Source organism: Pedobacter sp. R20-19, from assembly GCF_000708265.2.
Taxonomy (GTDB): Bacteria; Bacteroidota; Bacteroidia; order Sphingobacteriales; family Sphingobacteriaceae; genus Pedobacter.
Window position 1 is genome coordinate 1 of record NZ_JCKI01000012.1, and the last position, 18,971, is coordinate 18,971.

Annotated in this window: 18 protein-coding genes and 2 tRNA genes; 10 read left to right on the plus strand and 10 right to left on the minus strand. The window is 37.0% G+C overall.

What is annotated here, in order from left to right; translation table 11 throughout:
- Positions 1-13 precede the first annotated feature (13 nt).
- Positions 14-139, plus strand: a complete 126-nt coding sequence (locus AN34_RS22165) for an integrase core domain-containing protein (RefSeq protein WP_369818105.1) — start codon at positions 14-16, stop codon at positions 137-139.
- Positions 140-354: 215 nt separating this feature from the next.
- On the opposite strand, the gene AN34_RS21500 is transcribed toward AN34_RS22165, so the two are convergent.
- From AN34_RS21500 to AN34_RS21260, 3 genes are read right to left on the minus strand one after another with little or no spacing between them, the layout of a single operon-like run.
- On the minus strand, positions 355-1,404 hold the full coding sequence (locus tag AN34_RS21500) for a carboxymuconolactone decarboxylase family protein (protein ID WP_082468490.1): 1,050 nt from the start codon (positions 1,402-1,404) through the stop codon (positions 355-357).
- Positions 1,401-1,922 (minus strand): cupin domain-containing protein, encoded by a 522-nt coding sequence (locus AN34_RS21255; RefSeq protein WP_029289108.1) that lies wholly within the window; start codon positions 1,920-1,922, stop codon positions 1,401-1,403. Before AN34_RS21255 ends, AN34_RS21500 begins: the two co-directional genes overlap by 4 nt.
- On the minus strand, positions 1,919-2,500 hold the full coding sequence (locus AN34_RS21260; RefSeq protein WP_029289110.1) for a DapH/DapD/GlmU-related protein: 582 nt from the start codon (positions 2,498-2,500) through the stop codon (positions 1,919-1,921). Before AN34_RS21260 ends, AN34_RS21255 begins: the two co-directional genes overlap by 4 nt.
- A 101-nt stretch (positions 2,501-2,601) precedes the next feature.
- On the opposite strand from AN34_RS21260, the gene AN34_RS21265 reads away from it, so the two are divergent.
- The 3 genes from AN34_RS21265 to AN34_RS21275 all read left to right on the plus strand — a co-directional run bounded on the left by AN34_RS21265 (position 2,602) and on the right by AN34_RS21275 (position 5,737).
- Positions 2,602-3,429, plus strand: coding sequence for a helix-turn-helix domain-containing protein (locus tag AN34_RS21265; protein ID WP_029289111.1), 828 nt, complete (start codon positions 2,602-2,604; stop codon positions 3,427-3,429).
- Positions 3,430-3,832: 403 nt separating this feature from the next.
- A complete protein-coding gene (locus AN34_RS21270) occupies positions 3,833-5,062 on the plus strand; it encodes an AAA family ATPase (protein WP_029289112.1) in 1,230 nt (409 codons plus the stop codon).
- Between the two features lie 3 nt (positions 5,063-5,065).
- Positions 5,066-5,737 (plus strand): HNH endonuclease, encoded by a 672-nt coding sequence (locus tag AN34_RS21275; RefSeq protein ID WP_029289113.1) that lies wholly within the window; start codon positions 5,066-5,068, stop codon positions 5,735-5,737.
- Positions 5,738-5,869: 132 nt separating this feature from the next.
- Here the strand turns inward: AN34_RS21275 and AN34_RS21280 are convergent, their stop codons facing one another.
- Positions 5,870-6,631, minus strand: a complete 762-nt coding sequence (locus AN34_RS21280; RefSeq protein WP_029289115.1) for a transcriptional regulator — start codon at positions 6,629-6,631, stop codon at positions 5,870-5,872.
- Between the two features lie 132 nt (positions 6,632-6,763).
- On the opposite strand from AN34_RS21280, the gene AN34_RS21285 reads away from it, so the two are divergent.
- The 6 genes from AN34_RS21285 to AN34_RS21835 all read left to right on the plus strand — a co-directional run bounded on the left by AN34_RS21285 (position 6,764) and on the right by AN34_RS21835 (position 15,692).
- Entirely contained in the window at positions 6,764-7,174 is a 411-nt protein-coding gene (locus AN34_RS21285) for a hypothetical protein (protein ID WP_029289117.1), read from the plus strand.
- Positions 7,175-7,749: 575 nt separating this feature from the next.
- Complete coding sequence (locus tag AN34_RS21290) at positions 7,750-8,292, plus strand: hypothetical protein (RefSeq protein WP_029289120.1); 543 nt, start codon at positions 7,750-7,752, stop codon at positions 8,290-8,292.
- Between the two features lie 409 nt (positions 8,293-8,701).
- Positions 8,702-10,153, plus strand: a complete 1,452-nt coding sequence (locus AN34_RS21295; RefSeq protein ID WP_029289122.1) for an amino acid permease — start codon at positions 8,702-8,704, stop codon at positions 10,151-10,153.
- A 346-nt stretch (positions 10,154-10,499) separates the two neighbouring features.
- Positions 10,500-13,577: a TonB-dependent receptor gene (locus AN34_RS21300; RefSeq protein WP_029289124.1), complete on the plus strand. Its 3,078-nt coding sequence runs from the start codon at positions 10,500-10,502 to the stop codon at positions 13,575-13,577.
- A gap of 10 nt (positions 13,578-13,587) precedes the next feature.
- Positions 13,588-15,246, plus strand: a complete 1,659-nt coding sequence (locus AN34_RS21305; protein ID WP_029289126.1) for a RagB/SusD family nutrient uptake outer membrane protein — start codon at positions 13,588-13,590, stop codon at positions 15,244-15,246.
- A gap of 281 nt (positions 15,247-15,527) precedes the next feature.
- Positions 15,528-15,692, plus strand: a complete 165-nt coding sequence (locus tag AN34_RS21835; RefSeq protein ID WP_197285577.1) for a hypothetical protein — start codon at positions 15,528-15,530, stop codon at positions 15,690-15,692.
- Positions 15,693-15,882: 190 nt separating this feature from the next.
- On the opposite strand, the gene AN34_RS21310 is transcribed toward AN34_RS21835, so the two are convergent.
- The 6 genes from AN34_RS21310 to AN34_RS21980 all read right to left on the minus strand — a co-directional run.
- Positions 15,883-16,509 (minus strand): class I SAM-dependent methyltransferase, encoded by a 627-nt coding sequence (locus AN34_RS21310; RefSeq protein WP_029289128.1) that lies wholly within the window; start codon positions 16,507-16,509, stop codon positions 15,883-15,885.
- 55 nt (positions 16,510-16,564) lie between these two features.
- The gene (locus AN34_RS21315) at positions 16,565-17,476 is read right to left on the minus strand and encodes a hypothetical protein (RefSeq protein WP_029289130.1); all 912 of its coding nucleotides are present in this window, start codon (positions 17,474-17,476) and stop codon (positions 16,565-16,567) included.
- 707 nt (positions 17,477-18,183) lie between these two features.
- Positions 18,184-18,262: transfer RNA gene (locus AN34_RS21320), tRNA-OTHER, on the minus strand.
- A gap of 16 nt (positions 18,263-18,278) precedes the next feature.
- Positions 18,279-18,563, minus strand: coding sequence for a GIY-YIG nuclease family protein (locus AN34_RS21325; RefSeq protein WP_029289132.1), 285 nt, complete (start codon positions 18,561-18,563; stop codon positions 18,279-18,281).
- 61 nt (positions 18,564-18,624) lie between these two features.
- A tRNA-OTHER gene (locus AN34_RS21330) sits at positions 18,625-18,703 on the minus strand.
- Positions 18,704-18,784: 81 nt separating this feature from the next.
- The coding region (locus AN34_RS21980) for a hypothetical protein (protein WP_029289134.1) at positions 18,785-18,971 on the minus strand (187 nt) is incomplete at its 5' end.

Consider the following 18,971-nt stretch of genomic DNA (forward strand, 5'->3'; position numbering starts at 1 on the left):
GGCCAGAATAATAATCCGAGAAGCGGTAGAACTTTATAATACTAAAAGACCTCATTTGTCATTAGGATATAAAACACCAGATCAGATATATAAAAAATCCTTGCCAATATTATATGACAAGGATTATATTTACTCGTAAATAAGTGTCAACTTATTTTAGGACTAGTCAAAAAGGAAGCTTGTAACAGTCTTTAAAAAAATGATAACAACAAACGTTTGATTAAACGATTATTGTTAAATTAGGTTTCTTGCCCACAAAACAGAAGTTAAAACTGTGATTCAATGACGCAATTTGCTTATCACGATGGTTTTACCTTTAGTATTGAGTTGTTATCTTATTAATGTAACGCAAATTTATTCCAACTTTCTAAATATCGACTTCATGGTTTCCTTATCCAGGCTTTCCATATCTACCAGTTTTAAGTCTTTAACCATTTTTAAAGTAGTTGTTTTATATTTTTGAAAGTGGGGTGTTAGCAAATGCGCTTGATAAGCGGCTTTGTTTGCATAAATCTCCACAATCCTTACTTGTGTTGGCTGTTCTTTCTGGAACATTGGAAAAATTGCAATCACTCCTGGTTCTTTCGCTAAAGATGCAGCCGCTTCTTCCTTTAAAATAGATTTGTATTCTTCCAAGTGCTCAGAAACAATTTCTATTTCAGAAATACGGATCATCATATCAGGACTAATTATGGCAAGCATAGGTTGATCTATACTCTTTAATAAGGTGTTCGCCTGGCTCGTACTCACCGTTTTCTGGATCATAACGCTCAGTTCTTTCAATTCCGCATCTGTAATTCCTGTGTTTCTGCCCATACTGATATGGGATTTTAACTGACTTTCTACACCCTCCATAGCAGCAAGTGCAGAAATGGTAACCAGTTCTCTCTTACGAAAATCAAGCACCTTACTGGAGAAAATATCCGCAAACAGATGTTCTTTCAAAAAGTCATCAATACGCGGAGCAAATTCGCCGAAACCAGGTGCGGGCCTGGTTTGCGGAGTTTTAGTCAGTTGTTCCAAAGTTTTGCGACCCTGTTCATATTTATCCTTAACTGTATTCTCAATAATTTTTTCGCCTTCAGGATCTGTAATGTTGTTGGCTTTGCGTTCGCTTAATACGGCAGAAAAAGTATTGATGGCGTTTAAACTTCTTGGAAAACCACAGTATGCATATAATTGCGTGAGTGTTTCCTTAATTTCATTAACCGTTAGTCCGTTGTCCAATCCCTCAATTAATTGAATCTTAAGTAAGTCTAGCTTGCCACTTGCCGTTGTAGCAGAAATACCTGCAAGGCTTTTTTCCTGTTTATTTAATGATGCCATTTCTTGTGCTTTCGTTTTAGGGATGATGATATTGGATAGCAACAATAGCAATCCAACTTTCCAGCTGATCAATTTCATAATTTAAAAATTTGATCGTTGGCATTCTTGTATTCTTCATCAGTAACTGCCTCCAGCCATTTATTTTCGTTGGTAGAAGGATTACCATTGGTGGCAAGGTGAGAAAACCAACTGTTGGCTGTGGCGCCATGCCAATGTTCTACATTTGGTGCAATTTCTAAAACGTCACCTGCCTTTAAATGCTTTGCTGATTTCCCTCGCTCCTGGTACAAGCCTTCGCCGCCAACTACAATCAGCAACTGGCCGCCAGTATGGCTGTGCCAATAATTTCTACAACCGGGCTCAAAAGTTACGTTGGCTAATGGAACATTAAGATCCTTATTACTAGTTAAAGGTGCCAGGTAAGATTTTCCTGTAAAATATTTGGCAAAGCCTGTGTTTTCTTCTCCCGTAGGGAAATCGCTGATTTTTGGAACTTCTTTATTCATTTTATTTTCTATTTTTTCAGTTTTTATCTGTGCGCTCAATTCAAACGAACTTAAGCAGACCATTATGGCCAATACTATCACTTTTTTCATTTGCCGGTCGCGTTAATTTGTTTTATAAACCTGGCAGGCACCCCGCCCACCAACGTATTATCATCAACATTTTTAGCAACCACTGCTCCTGCGGCAACTACGGAATTTTCGCCAATGGTTACGCCAGGTAAAATCATGGCATTAGCACCTATCCAGGCATTTTTTTTAATATGGATTTTGCCCGGAACTAATGCGTCACGATCTGCGGCCGCCAATGGATGCCCTTCGGAAAGCAAACTTACCTTCGGACCAATAAGTACATTATCTTCAATTTCTATCCCACCTAAAGTTAAAAAAGTACAATCGAAGTTGATGAAAACATTCTTTCCGATACTTAAATTTTTCCCATTATTAATATACAATGGTGGAAAAACAGCTACCGATTCATCTATCTTTTCCCCGATAATTTTACCTAAAAATTCGTTAATGGTAAACGGATCTTCGCTACTATTCATCTGCTGTACCAATTGAATCGTTGCGTATGATGATTTCCGGAGTTCGGCTATCTGGGGATGGGCAGAAGTTACAATCTCGCCATTTCTTAAATCATCAAATATTGAATTATCTAAATTTTCCATGTTATTACAACACCAAATTTCTGACCAATTTTGTTCTGATTTATGACACTAATGACGCTAAATGTGTCAAATATTACTTAATTTAATTCAAATTTTAATAGATGAGTGAATTGCCTCTTGCAAAAGTATTACTGTTATCGCTTGGCAGCATTGATGATGCTACCAAAAACCTGCTAAAAAAGTACCATGCTCACCTGTATTGTCATAGTGGGAAACTAGATTTTATTTTCAATGATCAGTGTATGGCGTGTAAGTCTGGCCAGTTTTTATTTTGGTTTGCCGATAGCAGATGGGATGTAATGGAAGTATCGAAAGATTTTAAGGCATCGGTTTTATTGGTAGAAAAAAATTTCCTGATCGATAATGTTCCCGATCAAGGTTGGAGTATCAATGCGCAACTTCATTCCAGAGTACACCCTGTTAAAGACATTAACACTAAAGCTGAAAAAGAAAAAATATTAAATAATTTCAATTGGCTACTGCTCCGATTTCAAGAAACTGACCACCGCTTTTATGAGGAAGCGCTTAAATTACAAATGCGTTTATTTATCTTAGAGATGTGGCATAGCTTCGCAAATGAATATGAACGTCGGCGCCACAGTTTGCAAACCGGAACGCTATATGAACAGTTTATAAACTTACTGCAACAGCATTGCCTCACCAAAAGGGAAGTACAGTTTTATGCCAATGAATTGAACATTACGCCGAAATATCTAAACTACCTTTGTAAAATCCACTCAGATCGCACCGCTTCCGATTGGATACATGGTCACGCTAAAGAAAGGATCATTCTGTTATTACAAAACAGGCATCTGAATGTAGCCGAAATTGCGGAAGAAATGCAGTTCAGCAGCACTTCTTTCTTTACACGGTATGTTAAAAAATTATTAGGACAAACGCCAACCGACTTTAGGAAAAGATTAGGTTAGGCTGAAGGTATTTCTAATATTGATAAAACATCTTTAGGTGTTAGTTCTTTTTACATAATGCTTTGTTTTTTTTATAGAAATGCGGTATATACATTCCGGCGGGTATATAATTAAACCTATAGCCTTTTGAAAACCACCTTTCTAAATCATTATGATTTTTTAAATTCTTCTTCTATACGGCCCTTCATAAACTTTCTCAAAATTAACCACAGCCTCACAATGGCAAAAGTTAGACCTATTGAAACTTGACTCCACTGATTAGAAGCTCATTGAAAGATGGGCTTTTTTTTTTAAAAGGGTAGTTTGTTTGCACATGCGACACGTCGTGCGTTAGCGAGGGGATGAAAAAGCATTTCAGCAAACTATTGGATAAATTTGTATTTTGGCTGGCAAATAATAAACGATGAATAATTTTTTAATTGCTATTAAGATCAATAAAGTCCTTCATTTGGAAGATATTAATATTGAAATAGATTCCAAAGAAAAAAAGCATTTGATTCTGACAGGAAAAAATGGTTCAGGAAAAACAACCTTACTTAAAGCTATTGCAGATATATTGCATAATATTGATCAAGATCGAAGCCTTAGTTTTTTAAACATTAAAAAGAATATTGAACAAATGGAAACCCGCTTAAATTCTTTGCGGGGGCTGCAGGAATATCAAAATCAGATTCTAAGTGACGAACAACAGATTGATCGGTTAAAAAATCAATACCATTATCATTTTGGAAAAATCGAGCTAACTTTTACAGACATATTTTCTATATCCAAAGCAATCAATGAAGGAAAATTTTTACTTTCCTTTTATGGCGCAAATCGAAAAACGGAAGTAATTGTACCAAAAAATCCAGAAAAGCCGAACTTAACCCCGGTAGGTATCCATCAATCAAAAATAGGTGAATTCTTAAAATTTCTAATCGACCTAAAAATTCAAGAAGCTTTAGCTAGAAATGAAAATTCTATCCATGAGGCCGATAACATCAAGCACTGGTTCGAAAACTTCACAGGATTACTCGGAAATATTTTTGAAGGAGAAAAAGTAAAATTAGAATTTAACTACAAAGACTATTCTTTCAAAATAAAACAAGGAAATAAAGTATTTGGATTTAATGAACTATCTGATGGCTATTCAGCAATCATCGATATTATTGCAGATTTAATATTAAAAATGCAAAAACAAGGCAGTCTTGTGAGAGGCTATGAAATGGAAGGAATAGTATTGATTGATGAAATTGAAACCCATTTACATCTAAAGCTACAACGATTGATCTTACCGATGCTTACCAAGATTTTCCCAAACCTTCAATTTATCCTTACGACCCATTCCCCCTTCATATTAAATTCCATAGAGAACGCTATTGCCTATGACCTGGAAAAACAGTTAAGATTAGAAGACCTTACAGATTACTCGTACGATGCGTTAGCAGAAGGCTACTTTAAAGTGGAAGGCGAGTCAAATTTTTTAAAAGCCAAAATCGTTCGCTTTAAAGAACTATCAGAAAAGAAGGTAAAAGACGCAGCAGAACAGGAAGAATATAATAATTTAGACAAGGAATTTTCAGAAATGGATGAACTTCTTACCTCTCCAAATATAAAAGGACAATATTTAGAGATTAAATTAAAAGAAAATTAGGTAATGATTAGAGTACGAAAATCAGAGGATGTGCCAGCATCTTTATTGCTGGCCAATCCTATTGCCTACGACGGACAAGATGTTCAAGCTGCCCTAGTCATCGATCAAGATGAAAAATGCTACTTATGTGAACAGCAGCATAGGCAAAATTTTCAAGTTGAACATTTGAAGCCAAAAACGATATATACCAGATTAAAATATACATGGACCAATTTATTTTCCGCCTGCCCATACTGCAATGGTAGAAAACCAAACGACTATGAAATATTAGATCCTTCACAACACAATATTGAAGATATCTTAGTACAAAAGTTAGATCTAGTAAACAAGCATATAGAAATTAACACCTTAACACCAGGTAGTCAAGAAGAATTTACAGTTAAACTATTAAAAAAACTATTCAACGGAAAAAACAACATTCGTGATATAAAAGGACAAAGACTCTACGATGATTTACAAAGAGAAGTAATTTTCTTTCTCAAGCTCTTAAACGACTATAAAAACGAAAATACACCAGATAATAAACAAAAAATAATAGACCATTTAGATATCAAAAAAGAATATCTGGCATTCAAATACTGGCTCTTAAAAGAAAATCATTTCTATGATGAATTTGAAAGTAATGTTGTTTGGAATAAAGTTGAAAGGATACTTAATGAGTTAAAAGACAAGTAAAATTAAAAATGAACAATTCTATGCCTTAATGGGGAGAACTCAAAGCTACTTTTAGTTGAATCAAAAATAAATTGCGATGAATAAAGTGCCTACACTCTAGCGCACGCATTCCGCGTGCGCCTTTTACCCCCCTCACCCCTCCACCGGCACCCCAAACTCCCAATATTCTTCAACAAGTTGTTGTGCAGAAGCGATTTCACTTGCCAACATAGAAAGTTGATGGCGCAGCAAAATTTGTTGGTGAAGGCCGCATGATTTAAGTTTCTCTAAGCACCTAATTTCCAGCACAGCCGCATAAGGGTTAGCAGCTGCACCTTTTAAATTTGTTTTCAATTCATTAAGCAAGCGCCAAAGCTTACGGTTGCTGGCATATGTTTCTTCCATTCTCGAAAGTTTCTCACTAATAATTTCATGCTGTTGTGCTGCACGTTTTTGATCGTAAGCCAACTTTTTGAGCACGGCTACCAAAGCTTTCTGATCATTTAAACTGATTTTATCAGTGGCTTGGATTTCGGCAGGATTACTCATCAAAAGTTCAATGGTGCTTAGCATGTTTAATTCTTTTGCGTTAAGGCTGCGTAAACCTTTTTCATACAAACTTGCTTTGGTTTTACTACTCCCCATAAGCCTAGCCATGTCTGTTTGTGTTAATGCTAGTTGCGCCCTTAATTTTTTCATTTTATACAAAGTTTGAAACAAAATACATCTTTTGTAAACAATTATTTTGTAAACAAATAAAAGTTTACAAAAATTTTGTTTACAAACAGCGAAACATTTTTTCATGAAACTTTTTTTTGTTTCGCTTAAAAGTGTTTCATACTTATGTATAGACACAAATGAAGGCTTTTTTAAATATAAATTTTGACTGGCTTTAAAAGAAAGGCGCAAATTCAATCAACCATTAAATTTTAGCCGATTATTTTTTGTAAATAAAATCATACAATTAAAATGTTCAGATAATTATTCAATTTTTATTTTATTTACTACTATTAGGAATGTATTTTATTACAAACTAAATTTTTAAACATGGATTATTCAGTATCAACATTAACGGAGGTTGCAGATTGCGACACCGTTTTGGCCCTTATCGAAAAGGAAAAAAAAGATTTATCTTTCAAGAAACTTTCGTTAGAACGCCAGCAAGAAAATTATGCCAATACAACGATTGAGGTATCATCAGAAATTGAGGTATTAAATGCAGAATTATCTGCAGTAAATACAGTAGTGGCTACCTTACCTGATGGCGACACGAAAGACGACAACATTAAGCGGCAGAAAAAGCTAGAGTACAGCCTTTTTCTCTTAACCAACCGCAAGGCCAATTATGGTGCCATTGCCCTGCTGGAAAAGGAATTTAACATTGCCCGTGTGGTAAAAGAGTTGGAAGAAGCCGATAATTTTGCCGTAGTAGTAGTTGCCCGTAGAAACAGTATCTAAAATTGCCCTATTGTAATCACATCCCATGTGTATGATCATTTATAAATGATCATCAGCTAAAAATTAAATCATCCCCAGGTTTATTTTAATCAAGCATTTGCGAACTTAGCTTGCTTAAATTAGCACAAATAGCATTTCACCCCTTTAAGTAAAATTTAATTAAAAATATTCCTGACCGAGTGGTAGTCCCACATTATCTAGTGTCTCTGAAAGAGGTATTGACAGTTTGCAGCGGTCAGGATATTTTATTTAGCGGTTGAGGGAAAGCTTAAATTAACAGCTTAAACACTTAGAATGAATGTACTATCATCATATAATCCGCTATCATAACTAAAAAAATTAGGCTTCATTTAATTGCCATTCTTCAAAAAGATTTCGTGAATGATTTTATTGTATTTATCTTAGTGGTGCAGATTAATAAATAACATATTTTTTCACCTAACGAAGAGAGATCAATTTTCACAATTAAATTTTAAAAATATTCCTGGACGAGCGTTTTAGAAACGCATTTTCTAATTTCTCTGAAAAGAGTTATTTGTTAGTCTGCAGCGTCCAGGAACTTTAATTTCAATGTTATGCAGACTAACAATTGTAAAAACCCAAACACACAGCTCCCTGTTGAGGTTGTAGCTGTAAATGAATTACGGAAACTTATTGAAGCCTATTTCGAAATGAATAGTCTGGCGGATGTGAATCAAATCCTTACCGAAATGCTCAGCGCAGCTATCGGGCCCGATCCTCGCTCTGGTAAACATGAACCCATTTCTATTGCCAATGCCCTTTATGATGTAAACAATATCATCAATCTGGTAACTTGTACAAAACTCTTGGTCAATAAAAAATCCTTTAAGCATTACCTTAAAAAACAGACTTATGAACTGCAAGCCGTTGGCCGTTTTAATGTAGCCCACCTATCCGAACTGTTATACTATGGATTAAATGCCTACATTTTTCAGGATGAAGGTTATGAAGGTGCAACCCTAAACTTTTCTGCCGAAATTACCACTGCCTATAAAATGATTTATGATTGGTTAACAGATTGCGATGCCTGGTATATCTCTTTAATTTCGGTCGGCGAGATACCAACAGATAAGCAAAAAAATATTTACCAAAACTAAACCATATCGTAAAATTAAAATGCCCATACTTTTAAAGGAGGGGTGCCCAAAGCGCAAGGTGGTTTAAGCCCCTATCCGCCTATGCGCACCTTTCCCAATGAAAGGGAAAGGGTTAAGTATGCTCCGTATCGAGATAGGGAGATTGCTTCGTGCCTCAGCAATGACGGCCGTTCTTGTTTGGCTTTAATAATTCGTAAGTCGATCAGCCAACTTGTGAAGTCTCAAAGGCCAGAAGCGCAGCAAGACTTCGCCAGTTTAAATGTGAACCTCAACTTAATTATTAGACTGACGAAGTTTCCCCTCTCCAAAAGCCACTGAAACTTCGTAAGTCGGTTAATTTTAAAACAAACAACTACAAACACGATAGAATTAATATATTTTGATAATTTTGCAACTCATAACTTGTTTCATGAAAAAATCTATTGCCAGCATTGTTGCTGAAGCAAACCAAAGTGGCGAAGGAACGCTTAAAAGAACTTTAGGCCCCGTTAACCTCATCTTAATTGGAGTTGGTTTAACCTTGGGGGCAGGCCTGTTCTCTATTACAGGCTTGGCTGCAGCCAATCACTCCGGTCCGGCAGTAACCCTTTCATTTGTAATTGCTGCTTTAGGGTGTGGCTTTGCAGCACTTTGTTATGCAGAATTTGCTTCTATGATTCCAGTTGCAGGTAGTGCATACACTTACTCTTATGCCACCATGGGCGAGCTTTTTGCCTGGATTATTGGTTGGGATTTAGTGTTAGAATATTCTGTTGGTTGTGCAACGGTGGCCATCAGCTGGTCTCAATATTTAACCAAATTTTTAGGGAGCCTGGGTCTTTTTCTCCCCCCGCAACTTACCCTCTCCCCTTTCGAAACTGCAAAACTGGCTAATGGCTCTACCGTAAACGGGATCATTAATATTCCTGCAGCACTGGTAGTTGTTTTAATGACGGCGATTTTAATTCGTGGTACAAAAGGATCGGCAATTGTAAATGGCATTATCGTATTTTTAAAAGTAGGTGTGGTTTTAGTTTTCATTGCACTGGGTTGGCAATATATCGATCCAGCTAATTATCACCCTTATATCCCCGAAAACACTGGCACTTTTGGGCAATTTGGCTGGAGTGGTGTATTGCGTGGCGCAGGCTTGGTTTTCTTTGTGTTTATTGGTTTTGATGCTGTTGCAGCCTCTGCTCAGGAAACCAAAAACCCCGGGCGTGATTTACCTATTGGCATTATTGGTTCGCTGGTGGTTTGTACTGTACTTTTTGGCTTATTTGGCCATGTAATGACGGGTTTAGCCAATTACAAGGAATTTGCAAACAGTGGTGCACCTGTGGCCATAGCCATTGAAAAAACACCTTATGGCTGGCTGAGTCAGGCCATTATCCTGGCCATTTTAATTGGTTACACTTCTGTAATCCTTATCGATTTAATGGCGCAATCAAGAATGTTTTATTCCATTAGTAAAGATGGTTTGTTACCAAAAATGTTCTCTGATGTACATACGAAATTCAAAACACCCTGGAAATCTAATATTATTCTTTGCATTTTTATTGGCCTATTTGCCGCATTTGTACCCATGAATGTAGTTGGGGAAATGACTAGCATAGGCACCTTGCTGGCCTTTTTAATGGTTTGCGTTGGGATTTTAATTTTGCGAAAAACCAATCCGGAAGCCAAACGTCCGTTTAAGGTACCTTTTGTTCCATTAATTCCTATTCTTGGCATTTTAACCTGTGTTGCCATGATGGTGTTTCTCCCTTTGGAAACCTGGTTAAGATTGGCGGTTTGGTTGGTAATAGGGCTGGTAATTTATTTCTGGTATGGCAAAAAGAACAGCAAACTTAACATCCATCCTGAAGAAAAAGCATCATAATTAAATCAAGAACAAATCCTGATCAGAACGATTAATTACTGAAAGTGATATTGCCATCCTGTATCTTCCTATCCTTGTTGAAGGAGTTATTACAATAATTTATCTGATCATCAAGACAAAAAATAAAATCTATAAATACATCATTAGCTCCCTACTAAACTACAATTAGCTATTTTTTATTTACGAAAGTAATTAGTGCTTTTTAGACATATTTTACGGGAACGATTGCACAGTTTTGAGTCGTATTATAGTTACGAATTGAATTTGGTTGGCTAAATTGTAAGCCAAATAACCAAATATAGTAGTCAAACCAAACTGACTATTTTCAATTTTTAACCAAATAATCATGAAAAAAACATTACTTTTTTTCGTCATTTCTCTATTGTTCAATACCGTTTTGATGGCTCAAAACCAAAAAATTTCGGGTAAGGTAATTGATGAAAAAGGCGAAACTTTAATCGGTGTATCCGTCAAAGTCAAAGGAGCAGCCATAGGCGGTTCTACAGATGTAAACGGAAACTTTTCTTTTGATGCACCACCCAATGCCACATTGGTATTCTCATTTGTGGGCTACAATAATAAAGAAATTGTACTGGCCGGGCAAAAGACATTATCCGTTACTTTAACTGAATCGGCTGGTCAGTTAAATGAATTGGTGGTGGTGGGTTATGGTACACAAAAAAAATCGCAGGTAGCCACTGCAGTAGGTAGCGTTCAGGGCGATGCCATTGCCGAACGGGGAACAGTAAGTGCTTTACAGGCCGTTCAAGGTCAGGTTGCCGGTGTAGATATTTCTGCGGGTTCTGGCCGTGCCGGGGCAAATTTTAATGTGCAAATAAGGGGGCAGAACTCACTAGCGGGCGGCCAGCCACTTTTTGTAGTAGATGGTGTAATCGTTTCTGATATCAATTTCCTTAACCCACAGGATATTGCCAAAATGGATGTATTAAAAGATGCGGCATCAACAGCTATTTATGGATCCAGAGGCTCAAATGGTGTTGTATTAGTTACCACAAAAAATGGTGCAACCAATAAAAGCAGTGGCGCAACCATTTCTTATGATGGTTATGTAGGTATCCGTAAAGTAGCCAGAATGCCCGATTTTATGACGGGTGAAGAATGGTGGGAATACCGCCAAAACACCTTCATATCGCCAGAACTTATTGCGGGCAGAACTTTTACCAATACCATAGGAAGTTTAGATAACCCAACGGTATTGCAAACCGTAGCCAACCATGATTATACCGATTGGAAAAGCCTGGTACTACAGGATGGCATACAAGCTAACCACTGGTTAACGGCATCTGGCCGGAGCAGTAACAATGATATTCAATATTTAATTGGTGCGGGCTATCAAAATGAAAAAGGAAACTTTTTACAAGATAATTTAAGCCGCTACAACTTTAAGGTAAATGTTGATGGCAAGATTAACAATAGTTTTTCTGCCGGGATGAGCATCAACTTTTCGTTTACTGATACCGAACGCGGAAGTGATGATGCGGTAAGAAACGGTTTTAACATGGCGCCTATTTTTAAACCTTACGATGCAAATGGAAACCTGGTATTTAGGCCCGGCCAGATTCCTGTTCCCGGATCTACCGTAGTTTCTAGCTTTACCAGTACTGTAAACCCACTGCTGGAAATCTCCAATTCGGAGAACAATACCCGAAGGCATTTTGGTGTGGGTAATATTTATTTGCAATATGCACCAGCCAGCTGGATAGATGTTCGATCTACCTTTTCTCCGAGTATAAACTTTGTAAGAAACGGCAGGTACTGGGGCTCTTTAACAGGTGTTGGCGATGGGTTGTTGCCTGATGCACAAAGGGTAAACCAACAAACCCAATCTTATATTTTTGATAATGTGGTAAACATCCGTAAAAAAATAAAGGAGCACAGTTTTGCATTTACCGGCTTATATAGCATGCAAAAAGATAGATTTGAAAGCGACACTACAAAAGTTAATGACCTGCCTTACAACTCATCTTTTTATAACTTAGGCGCATCAAACAACCGGCAGTTATCTTCCAGCAATTTTAACCAGTTTTCAATCCTTTCCTTTCTAGCGAGAATAAATTATTCTTTCAGAGACAAGTATTTTGTAACCCTTGCCAATCGGTGGGATGGTTCATCTAAACTGGCAGAAGGCAATAAATGGTCTTCCTTTCCATCTGCTGCAATTGCCTGGCAAATTTCAAGAGAATCTTTTATGCAAAACGCATCATTTGTATCTGATCTGAAATTGCGTTTTAGCGCAGGTGTTGCCGGCAACAATAATAACATCCGTCCATATGAAACCCAGATGAACCTGAGTGCCCCAACCTATTACGATTTTGGCGGAACACCAGCTTTAGGCTATTCGCCAAGCAGATTGCCCAATTCTTCATTAACGTGGGAGCGAACACGTGAATTTGATTTAGGTGTTGATTTTGGTTTCCTGAAAAATAGAATTTCTGGCTCCATCGATCTATATGATAAACGATCTGAAGGTTTATTGCTTAACCGGGATTTACCTCTCGAAACCGGGTATTCATCTATCAAAGATAATATTGGTTCTGTAAGCAATAAAGGGATAGAAGTTTCTTTTAGAACCATTAACATTTCTGCTAAAGATTTTACATGGTCCACTTCATTCACTTTTGCCAGAAACAAAAATGCGATTATTGATTTGCTTAATAAAAAACAAGATTTGGTTGGTAATTCATGGTTTATTGGCCAGCCGATTAATGTAAATTACCTCTATGTTTTTGATGGGATCTGGCAGGAAAGTGAGCGTGCCTTAGCGCTAACTTATGGCCAGCTGCCTGGCCAAGCCAAAGTAAAAGATTTAAATAACGACGGCAAAATCAGCAGCACAAACGACAGGCAAATTATAGGTCAAAAAGATCCAAAATGGACGGGTGGTTTTTCTACACAGTTTACCTATAAAGCTTTTGATTTATCGGCATCACTCTTTGCCCGGCAAGGCATGCAGGTTTACAGTGCCTTCCACAGTATTTTTACCCGCTACAATGACCGCGGAACGAATAAACTTTACAACGACTATTATATGCCTGCCAATGCTGTAACGCAGGGAAGAAGCTCAAACACTTATCCTCAGCCAAATAATATTGGCCCTTATTGGGATGGCATCACTGGCGTGGGTTATTATAAAGATATTTCATTTGTTAAAATACAAAATATCTCCTTCGGCTACACCCTCCCAACTAAAATAATAGAGAAACTAAAGATTAAGAGTTTACGCGTATATGCCAATGTTTTAAATCCTTTTGTATGGACAAATTATGATGGGTTTGATCCGGAAAGCGCAAGTGGCATAGATTCTTCTGTAACTACAGAACAAACCAATACCACTGTTGGAAACATTAACAATACCGGCCCAAGCACCATTACTTATCAATTTGGCGTTAACCTGAAATTTTAAATAAGGTATCATGAAAAAACAAATCATACTATCCCTTTTAATTCTTGCCAGCTCGTTTACGGGTTGTAAAAAGTTTTTAGAAGAAGAAAATAAATCAAATATCGTATCTAATGAATATTATGCAACTGCAGAAGGATATGAAAAATTAATTAATGCTACCTATGCCACCTTACGTAAAGTGTACAGTTCGCCATATGTATTTTGCGCAGGAACTGACATGTATGTAGAAGGCAGAGATGCACAGCCCGTAGGCATTAGTGAATATCAAAATCTAAACCCCGATAATGCAGAGGTAACTACATTTTACACCAATACCTATTCTGCTATTCAGTTATGTAATACAGCACTTTATTTTAATAGCAACACGGCAGCCAGCGCCAACTTAGCCATTAGAAAAGGTGAAGTGAAATTTATCCGGGCATATTATTATTTCTTGCTGGTACAATCTTTCGGTGGCGTGAGTTTAGTAACTGATCGCTTTGATACACCAATTGAGCAATTTAAAAGAAACACCGCACAAGAAACTTATGATTTTATCATTAAGGAAATGAACGAAGCACTTTCTTTAGTGCCAGAAACCACTACAGATTTTGGGCGTGTAACCAAAAGAGCTGTTCGCCATTACCTGGCAAAAGTATACTTAACCCGAGGATATGAGACATTTGGATCTGCACAGGATTTTAGTTCAGCAGCAACCTTTGCTGATGCCGCAATTGCCGGAAGAACATTAACCACCTCTTTTGAAAATTTATTTTTTCCTGGTAATGAAAAAGATCAGGAAGTAATTTTTTCAGTTCAGTTTGATGCGGCTTCCTTACCCACGGCTACAACTGGTGGCAACACCCAGGCTGCATTTTTCGGTCCTTACCAGGGCGGATCCGGAGGTGCGCAAGGTTACCCTTACCGGACATTTGTACTGGTGCCCACACTATATACCTTTAATACTTTCACTGAAAATGATACCCGTTTTGATGCTACATTTATGATTAACCTTTACCAGCGTTATTATGATTATTATGATAAGAGCACGGAAAGAGCCAACTTAAATATCAGGTTTTATTATAAACCCAAATGGGATACCACCACTGATGCAGCCTGGCGTGCAGCAGACCCTACACACCGGGCAACCACTACCATTATACCTTATTCTAATGCATGGCAGGCGTCAAGAAGTACGGTGTTAGATAATGCTACTCCATCAGTTAAAAAGTTTGATGATCCAAAATCTCAGTTTGGAGCGGCCACCAGTACGCGTGATTTATTTTTGGCCAGATTAGGTGAAACTTATCTGGTTGCTGCTGAAGCTTACTTTAAAGCTGGCAATCTGGCATTGGCAACTGATCGGATAAATGAGGTAAGAAGAAGGGCGGCTAAAACAGGCAAAACTGCTGAAATGGCCATAACCGCTGCCAGTATTAATATAGATTTTATTTTAGATGAACGTGCCAGAGAAATGGTTGGTGAGTATGAAAGGTGGTTTGATTTAAAAAGAACAGGTACACTGGTAGAAAGAACCCGTTTATACAACCGGGATATTAAAACAAACTGGTTTGATAAAGGTATTAATCCATTTTCAGGCGTTGGCGGTCAGTTAAAATTACTTAGGCCAATTCCAAGCAGGGCCATAGATCTTAACGGCGGACCTTTTGCTCAAAACCCAGGTTATTAAGCATTAGTTATATGAATGAATATTAATCTGAACTTGTTTCTGGTTAATGTTCATTCATCTCATCATTAAAGGCAACAGGTTAACATACAACCAAATATGAAACTACAGTTGCATCATATGCTATACACCTAAATGCAATCAAAAGACACAAATATGATACAATAACCTTAATATAAGCCACTTAATAAACAAAAAAGCTTAAGTTATCCACAATTCCACATATTTATATGTTTTTGGCTTAAGGTTTGTCTTAAAAAAGATACCTATTAAAAACATTTCCCATGATTATTAAATTAGACACCTCCCTTTTCAGGATAGCCAGACCAAAAGCAGAAACGGTTAAAAAAGCGGCAATTCCTTTAACCAGAGCACAATGGATAACAGCAGATAGAATTGTAATGGCTGCTATGTTTATGGCTGTAATTATTGGCGCTATTTTATTTTAGGTATTGATGATTTTGTTAAATCTTCTAAAGTCATTTTTTTTCGCTGTAATGCATGATCATGTTATAGTTGGTTTATTCACTGATCGTAACCAGATCAACGCAGTACAATTCCCAGTTGCATAAATTCCATTTGCAATAGTTTTGATCCCCTATCTTTAAGTAACACATACCTCTTCCACAAAATTGAAGCTTATTTTTGATAGACGGTTGCAGAGATAAAACCTTTGTAATAAAGTCGCTGTTCCATAGTTTTATATTTTTCTTGTATAAAATAGGACTGCATATCAATAAGTTGATTGGCCTCTACAATACCCATTACTTTAAAAAATAGATACATAGATTTTAATATTATAACTTTCCACCATTTCCCTTTATTGGCACTTATCGAAAAATCTACAAAAAGCCATAGCCCGTTTACCTTCAGGTGTTGGTGCAAATCGTTAAAAACCGCTTCTGCCCTATGCCTGGAGAAATTATCGAATAAAAATGGTGTTAAGATCACATCAAATATTTGTTCTTTTTTAAAATCTTCAATTCCAAGCGGAACAAAATCCACTTGATTATTTTTAAAGTCTCTGGCCTTTGAAAGCTTGATCATTTTCTCGGAAATCTCTACATATGTGATGTTTAACCCCGATGAATAAACCTTTGCAATCTCTTCTAAAATCCAACCCGTGCCACCACCAACAATTAACAGTGACGAATTTTCTGGAATAGAATGCAATTGATTAATCTGTGCCTTCACCTGCGATTTAAAAAAAATCAACCGACTTAAGAAATCGTAATGCCTGGCTATTTTATCGTAATTATTGATCAAGATTATATTTGAATTAAAGATAAATTGTGGTCACTTAAATGAAGGTTTGATTTTGCTATTGAACAAACTGCATTCCTATTATTCCGCATACTGCCTTAAATAAGATTAAACCATCAATTACCATGAGGTAGTAAAGTATGTTTTTTCTTTTGTGCATGGAATAAGCGACATAAATAGTTAAAACAAATGGTAAAACATTACAAAACACTTGTGGCAACCCGAATCCTTTATAATCTGCAAAGATTCCTAAAGAAATGAGTCCGATGATGAGTAACGGAATTAAAATACTGAATATTGTTTTGCGTAAACCATAACGAACCACGAAGGTGCGTAAATGACGGTTTGCATCTGTAGGGTAATCTTTAATATCGAAAATAATGGCGTTAACTGTGCAGAACATCCAGTTTTTGATAAAGAGCCATGTCCATAAAACAGAATCGTGATAACCAATTCCTGTTTCAATCTTAAGCATAATTAAAGGCAACACATTGGCGCAGCAGGCCCAAACAAAGCCTATTACAAAAGCCTTTAACCAACCTGTGTTTCGGAGATTAAACTTAAGGAACGATCTGGGCAATAATCCATAATACAATGCACCAGCAATGATGATAATAATAATGGCCAGCCAATACAAGAATGGAAGATGAACTAGCTGCTGGAAATTTTGATATACCAGATTAAGCGCCAGAAACACACAAAACACAAAAAGTAAAACCTGACTCCAGCCAATTACTTTTTTGTGCTCAAAATACCACTGTGTTCTAGGATTGGTGGCAGATGGCTGGTTAGAAACTTTATTATAGGCATAAGTATAATAAATAGTAGGCGCCAAAAATAGCAGCAAATAATAATTTAAAGAATTGAAGGGAAGCCGAAGTTGATAGGTTGCCTCTAGTGTTAAGGCCACAGCCAAAATACCAACAAAATAGTTGCCGAAGAAAATAAACCGAACAATTTTATTTAACATTAAAGTGCATCATTTTCAATCGCCAATTTCGGATATATAATTGAATAAATGATTGGGAAGTTTGAGATCAGGAGAAATAAGTAATGTGGAAATGAATGTTGTTTTGGATAAGGCGTTTGTATTCATTTGATCTCTATTGTTATTAAAATCTGATCTTAGCTTCTCGCTACGACTTAATGCATGTAGCGATCGGATTAAGATTGCTCTGTTCACAATTAAAAAGATAAAATAAGCAGATTACGAATTTATCATCCTGCCTTTAAGAGGAAGGGAATGGCGATCGCTATAACTGCCTGGCAATGCCAAAACACTGTTTCTTCATTCTGCTCTTCGACCGGCATGGTCAATTTTCTGGATGGCATTATCAAAGCAAACCTAACGACTTAAGAGAAGAACAGCGCAGCCGTAATGAACGCCATTAAAGACTTAAAGACTATATGAACAATTGCAAACCGACACTTTTTTTCTTTTGGTGCCAAAAGAAAAAAGGCCAGTCCGGCCAGGAAAGGAATAACCTCAAATTACAGGCAATATAGCATGTAATGTTATTCGGTGGCAAATGGTTCAGACGTTAATCGCTTGCAGATGCTTCGTGCCTCAGCATGACAGTGAGCGCTTAAAGTGATACCCTGCAGCCGAAGAGGAGACTCTGGAGATGAATGCTAACCTAAAAATAAAAGCCTCTCAGTTTCCTGAAAAGCTTAATGTGGGAAATGAGGGGTTCGAACCCCCGACCCTCCCGACTGATAACGTCGGGATGCGCTGAACCAGCTGAGCTAATTTCCCTTTGTTTATTTTTAAGTTACTCTATCTCATCATCAATAACATCAGGGTTTGACGATACAGTTGTATTAATTAAATTTATAATCATCCGTCTGCTCTTCCAGCTTTTGATTTGTTTTTCTCTTTTAACAGCATCAGATTTTTCAGTAAAAGATTGTACCCAAACAATTTGCCAGTCGCCTGTGTGCCCAGTAAAACCCGAATGGTTAGTATTATGTTTTTTCAATCTTTCTTCCAAATCAGAAGTGTATCCAACATAATATTTACTTCGAACTTCAGAATACAAAATGTAAGCATAGAACATTCTTAAAGATATAAAAAAGCATATAACAAAAAAGCCTCTCAGTTTCCTGAAAGGCTTAGTGTGGGAAATGAGGGGTTCGAACCCCCGATCCTCCCGACTGATAACGTCGGGATGCGCTGAACCAGCTGAGCTAATTTCCCTTTGTTTATTTTTAAGTTACCCTATCTCATCACTAATAATGCCAGGGCTTGACGATACAGTTGTATTAATTAAATTTATAATCATCCGTCTGCTCTTTCAGCTTTTGATTTGTTTTTCTCTTTTAACAGCATCAGATTTTTCAGTAAAAGATTGTGCCCAAACAATTTGCCAGTCGCCTGTGTGCCCAGTAAAACCCGAATGATTAGTATTATCTGTTTCAATCTTTCTTCCAAATTAGAAGTGTATCCAACATAATATTTACTTCGA

Bases quoted from the DNA above. Each gene is read 5' to 3' on its own strand.
- AN34_RS21500 (WP_082468490.1), bottom strand. From the start codon at position 1,404: ATGAAATTGATCAGCTGGAAAGTTGGATTGCTATTGTTGCTATCCAAT.
- AN34_RS21255 (WP_029289108.1), bottom strand. From the start codon at position 1,922: ATGAAAAAAGTGATAGTATTGGCCATAATGGTCTGCTTAAGTTCGTTT.
- AN34_RS21260 (WP_029289110.1), bottom strand. From the start codon at position 2,500: ATGGAAAATTTAGATAATTCAATATTTGATGATTTAAGAAATGGCGAG.
- AN34_RS21265 (WP_029289111.1), top strand. From the start codon at position 2,602: ATGAGTGAATTGCCTCTTGCAAAAGTATTACTGTTATCGCTTGGCAGC.
- AN34_RS21270 (WP_029289112.1), top strand. From the start codon at position 3,833: ATGAATAATTTTTTAATTGCTATTAAGATCAATAAAGTCCTTCATTTG.
- AN34_RS21275 (WP_029289113.1), top strand. From the start codon at position 5,066: ATGATTAGAGTACGAAAATCAGAGGATGTGCCAGCATCTTTATTGCTG.
- AN34_RS21285 (WP_029289117.1), top strand. From the start codon at position 6,764: ATGGATTATTCAGTATCAACATTAACGGAGGTTGCAGATTGCGACACC.
- AN34_RS21290 (WP_029289120.1), top strand. From the start codon at position 7,750: ATGCAGACTAACAATTGTAAAAACCCAAACACACAGCTCCCTGTTGAG.
- AN34_RS21295 (WP_029289122.1), top strand. From the start codon at position 8,702: ATGAAAAAATCTATTGCCAGCATTGTTGCTGAAGCAAACCAAAGTGGC.
- AN34_RS21300 (WP_029289124.1), top strand. From the start codon at position 10,500: ATGAAAAAAACATTACTTTTTTTCGTCATTTCTCTATTGTTCAATACC.
- AN34_RS21305 (WP_029289126.1), top strand. From the start codon at position 13,588: ATGAAAAAACAAATCATACTATCCCTTTTAATTCTTGCCAGCTCGTTT.
- AN34_RS21835 (WP_197285577.1), top strand. From the start codon at position 15,528: ATGATTATTAAATTAGACACCTCCCTTTTCAGGATAGCCAGACCAAAA.
- AN34_RS21315 (WP_029289130.1), bottom strand. From the start codon at position 17,476: ATGTTAAATAAAATTGTTCGGTTTATTTTCTTCGGCAACTATTTTGTT.
- AN34_RS21325 (WP_029289132.1), bottom strand. From the start codon at position 18,563: ATGTTCTATGCTTACATTTTGTATTCTGAAGTTCGAAGTAAATATTAT.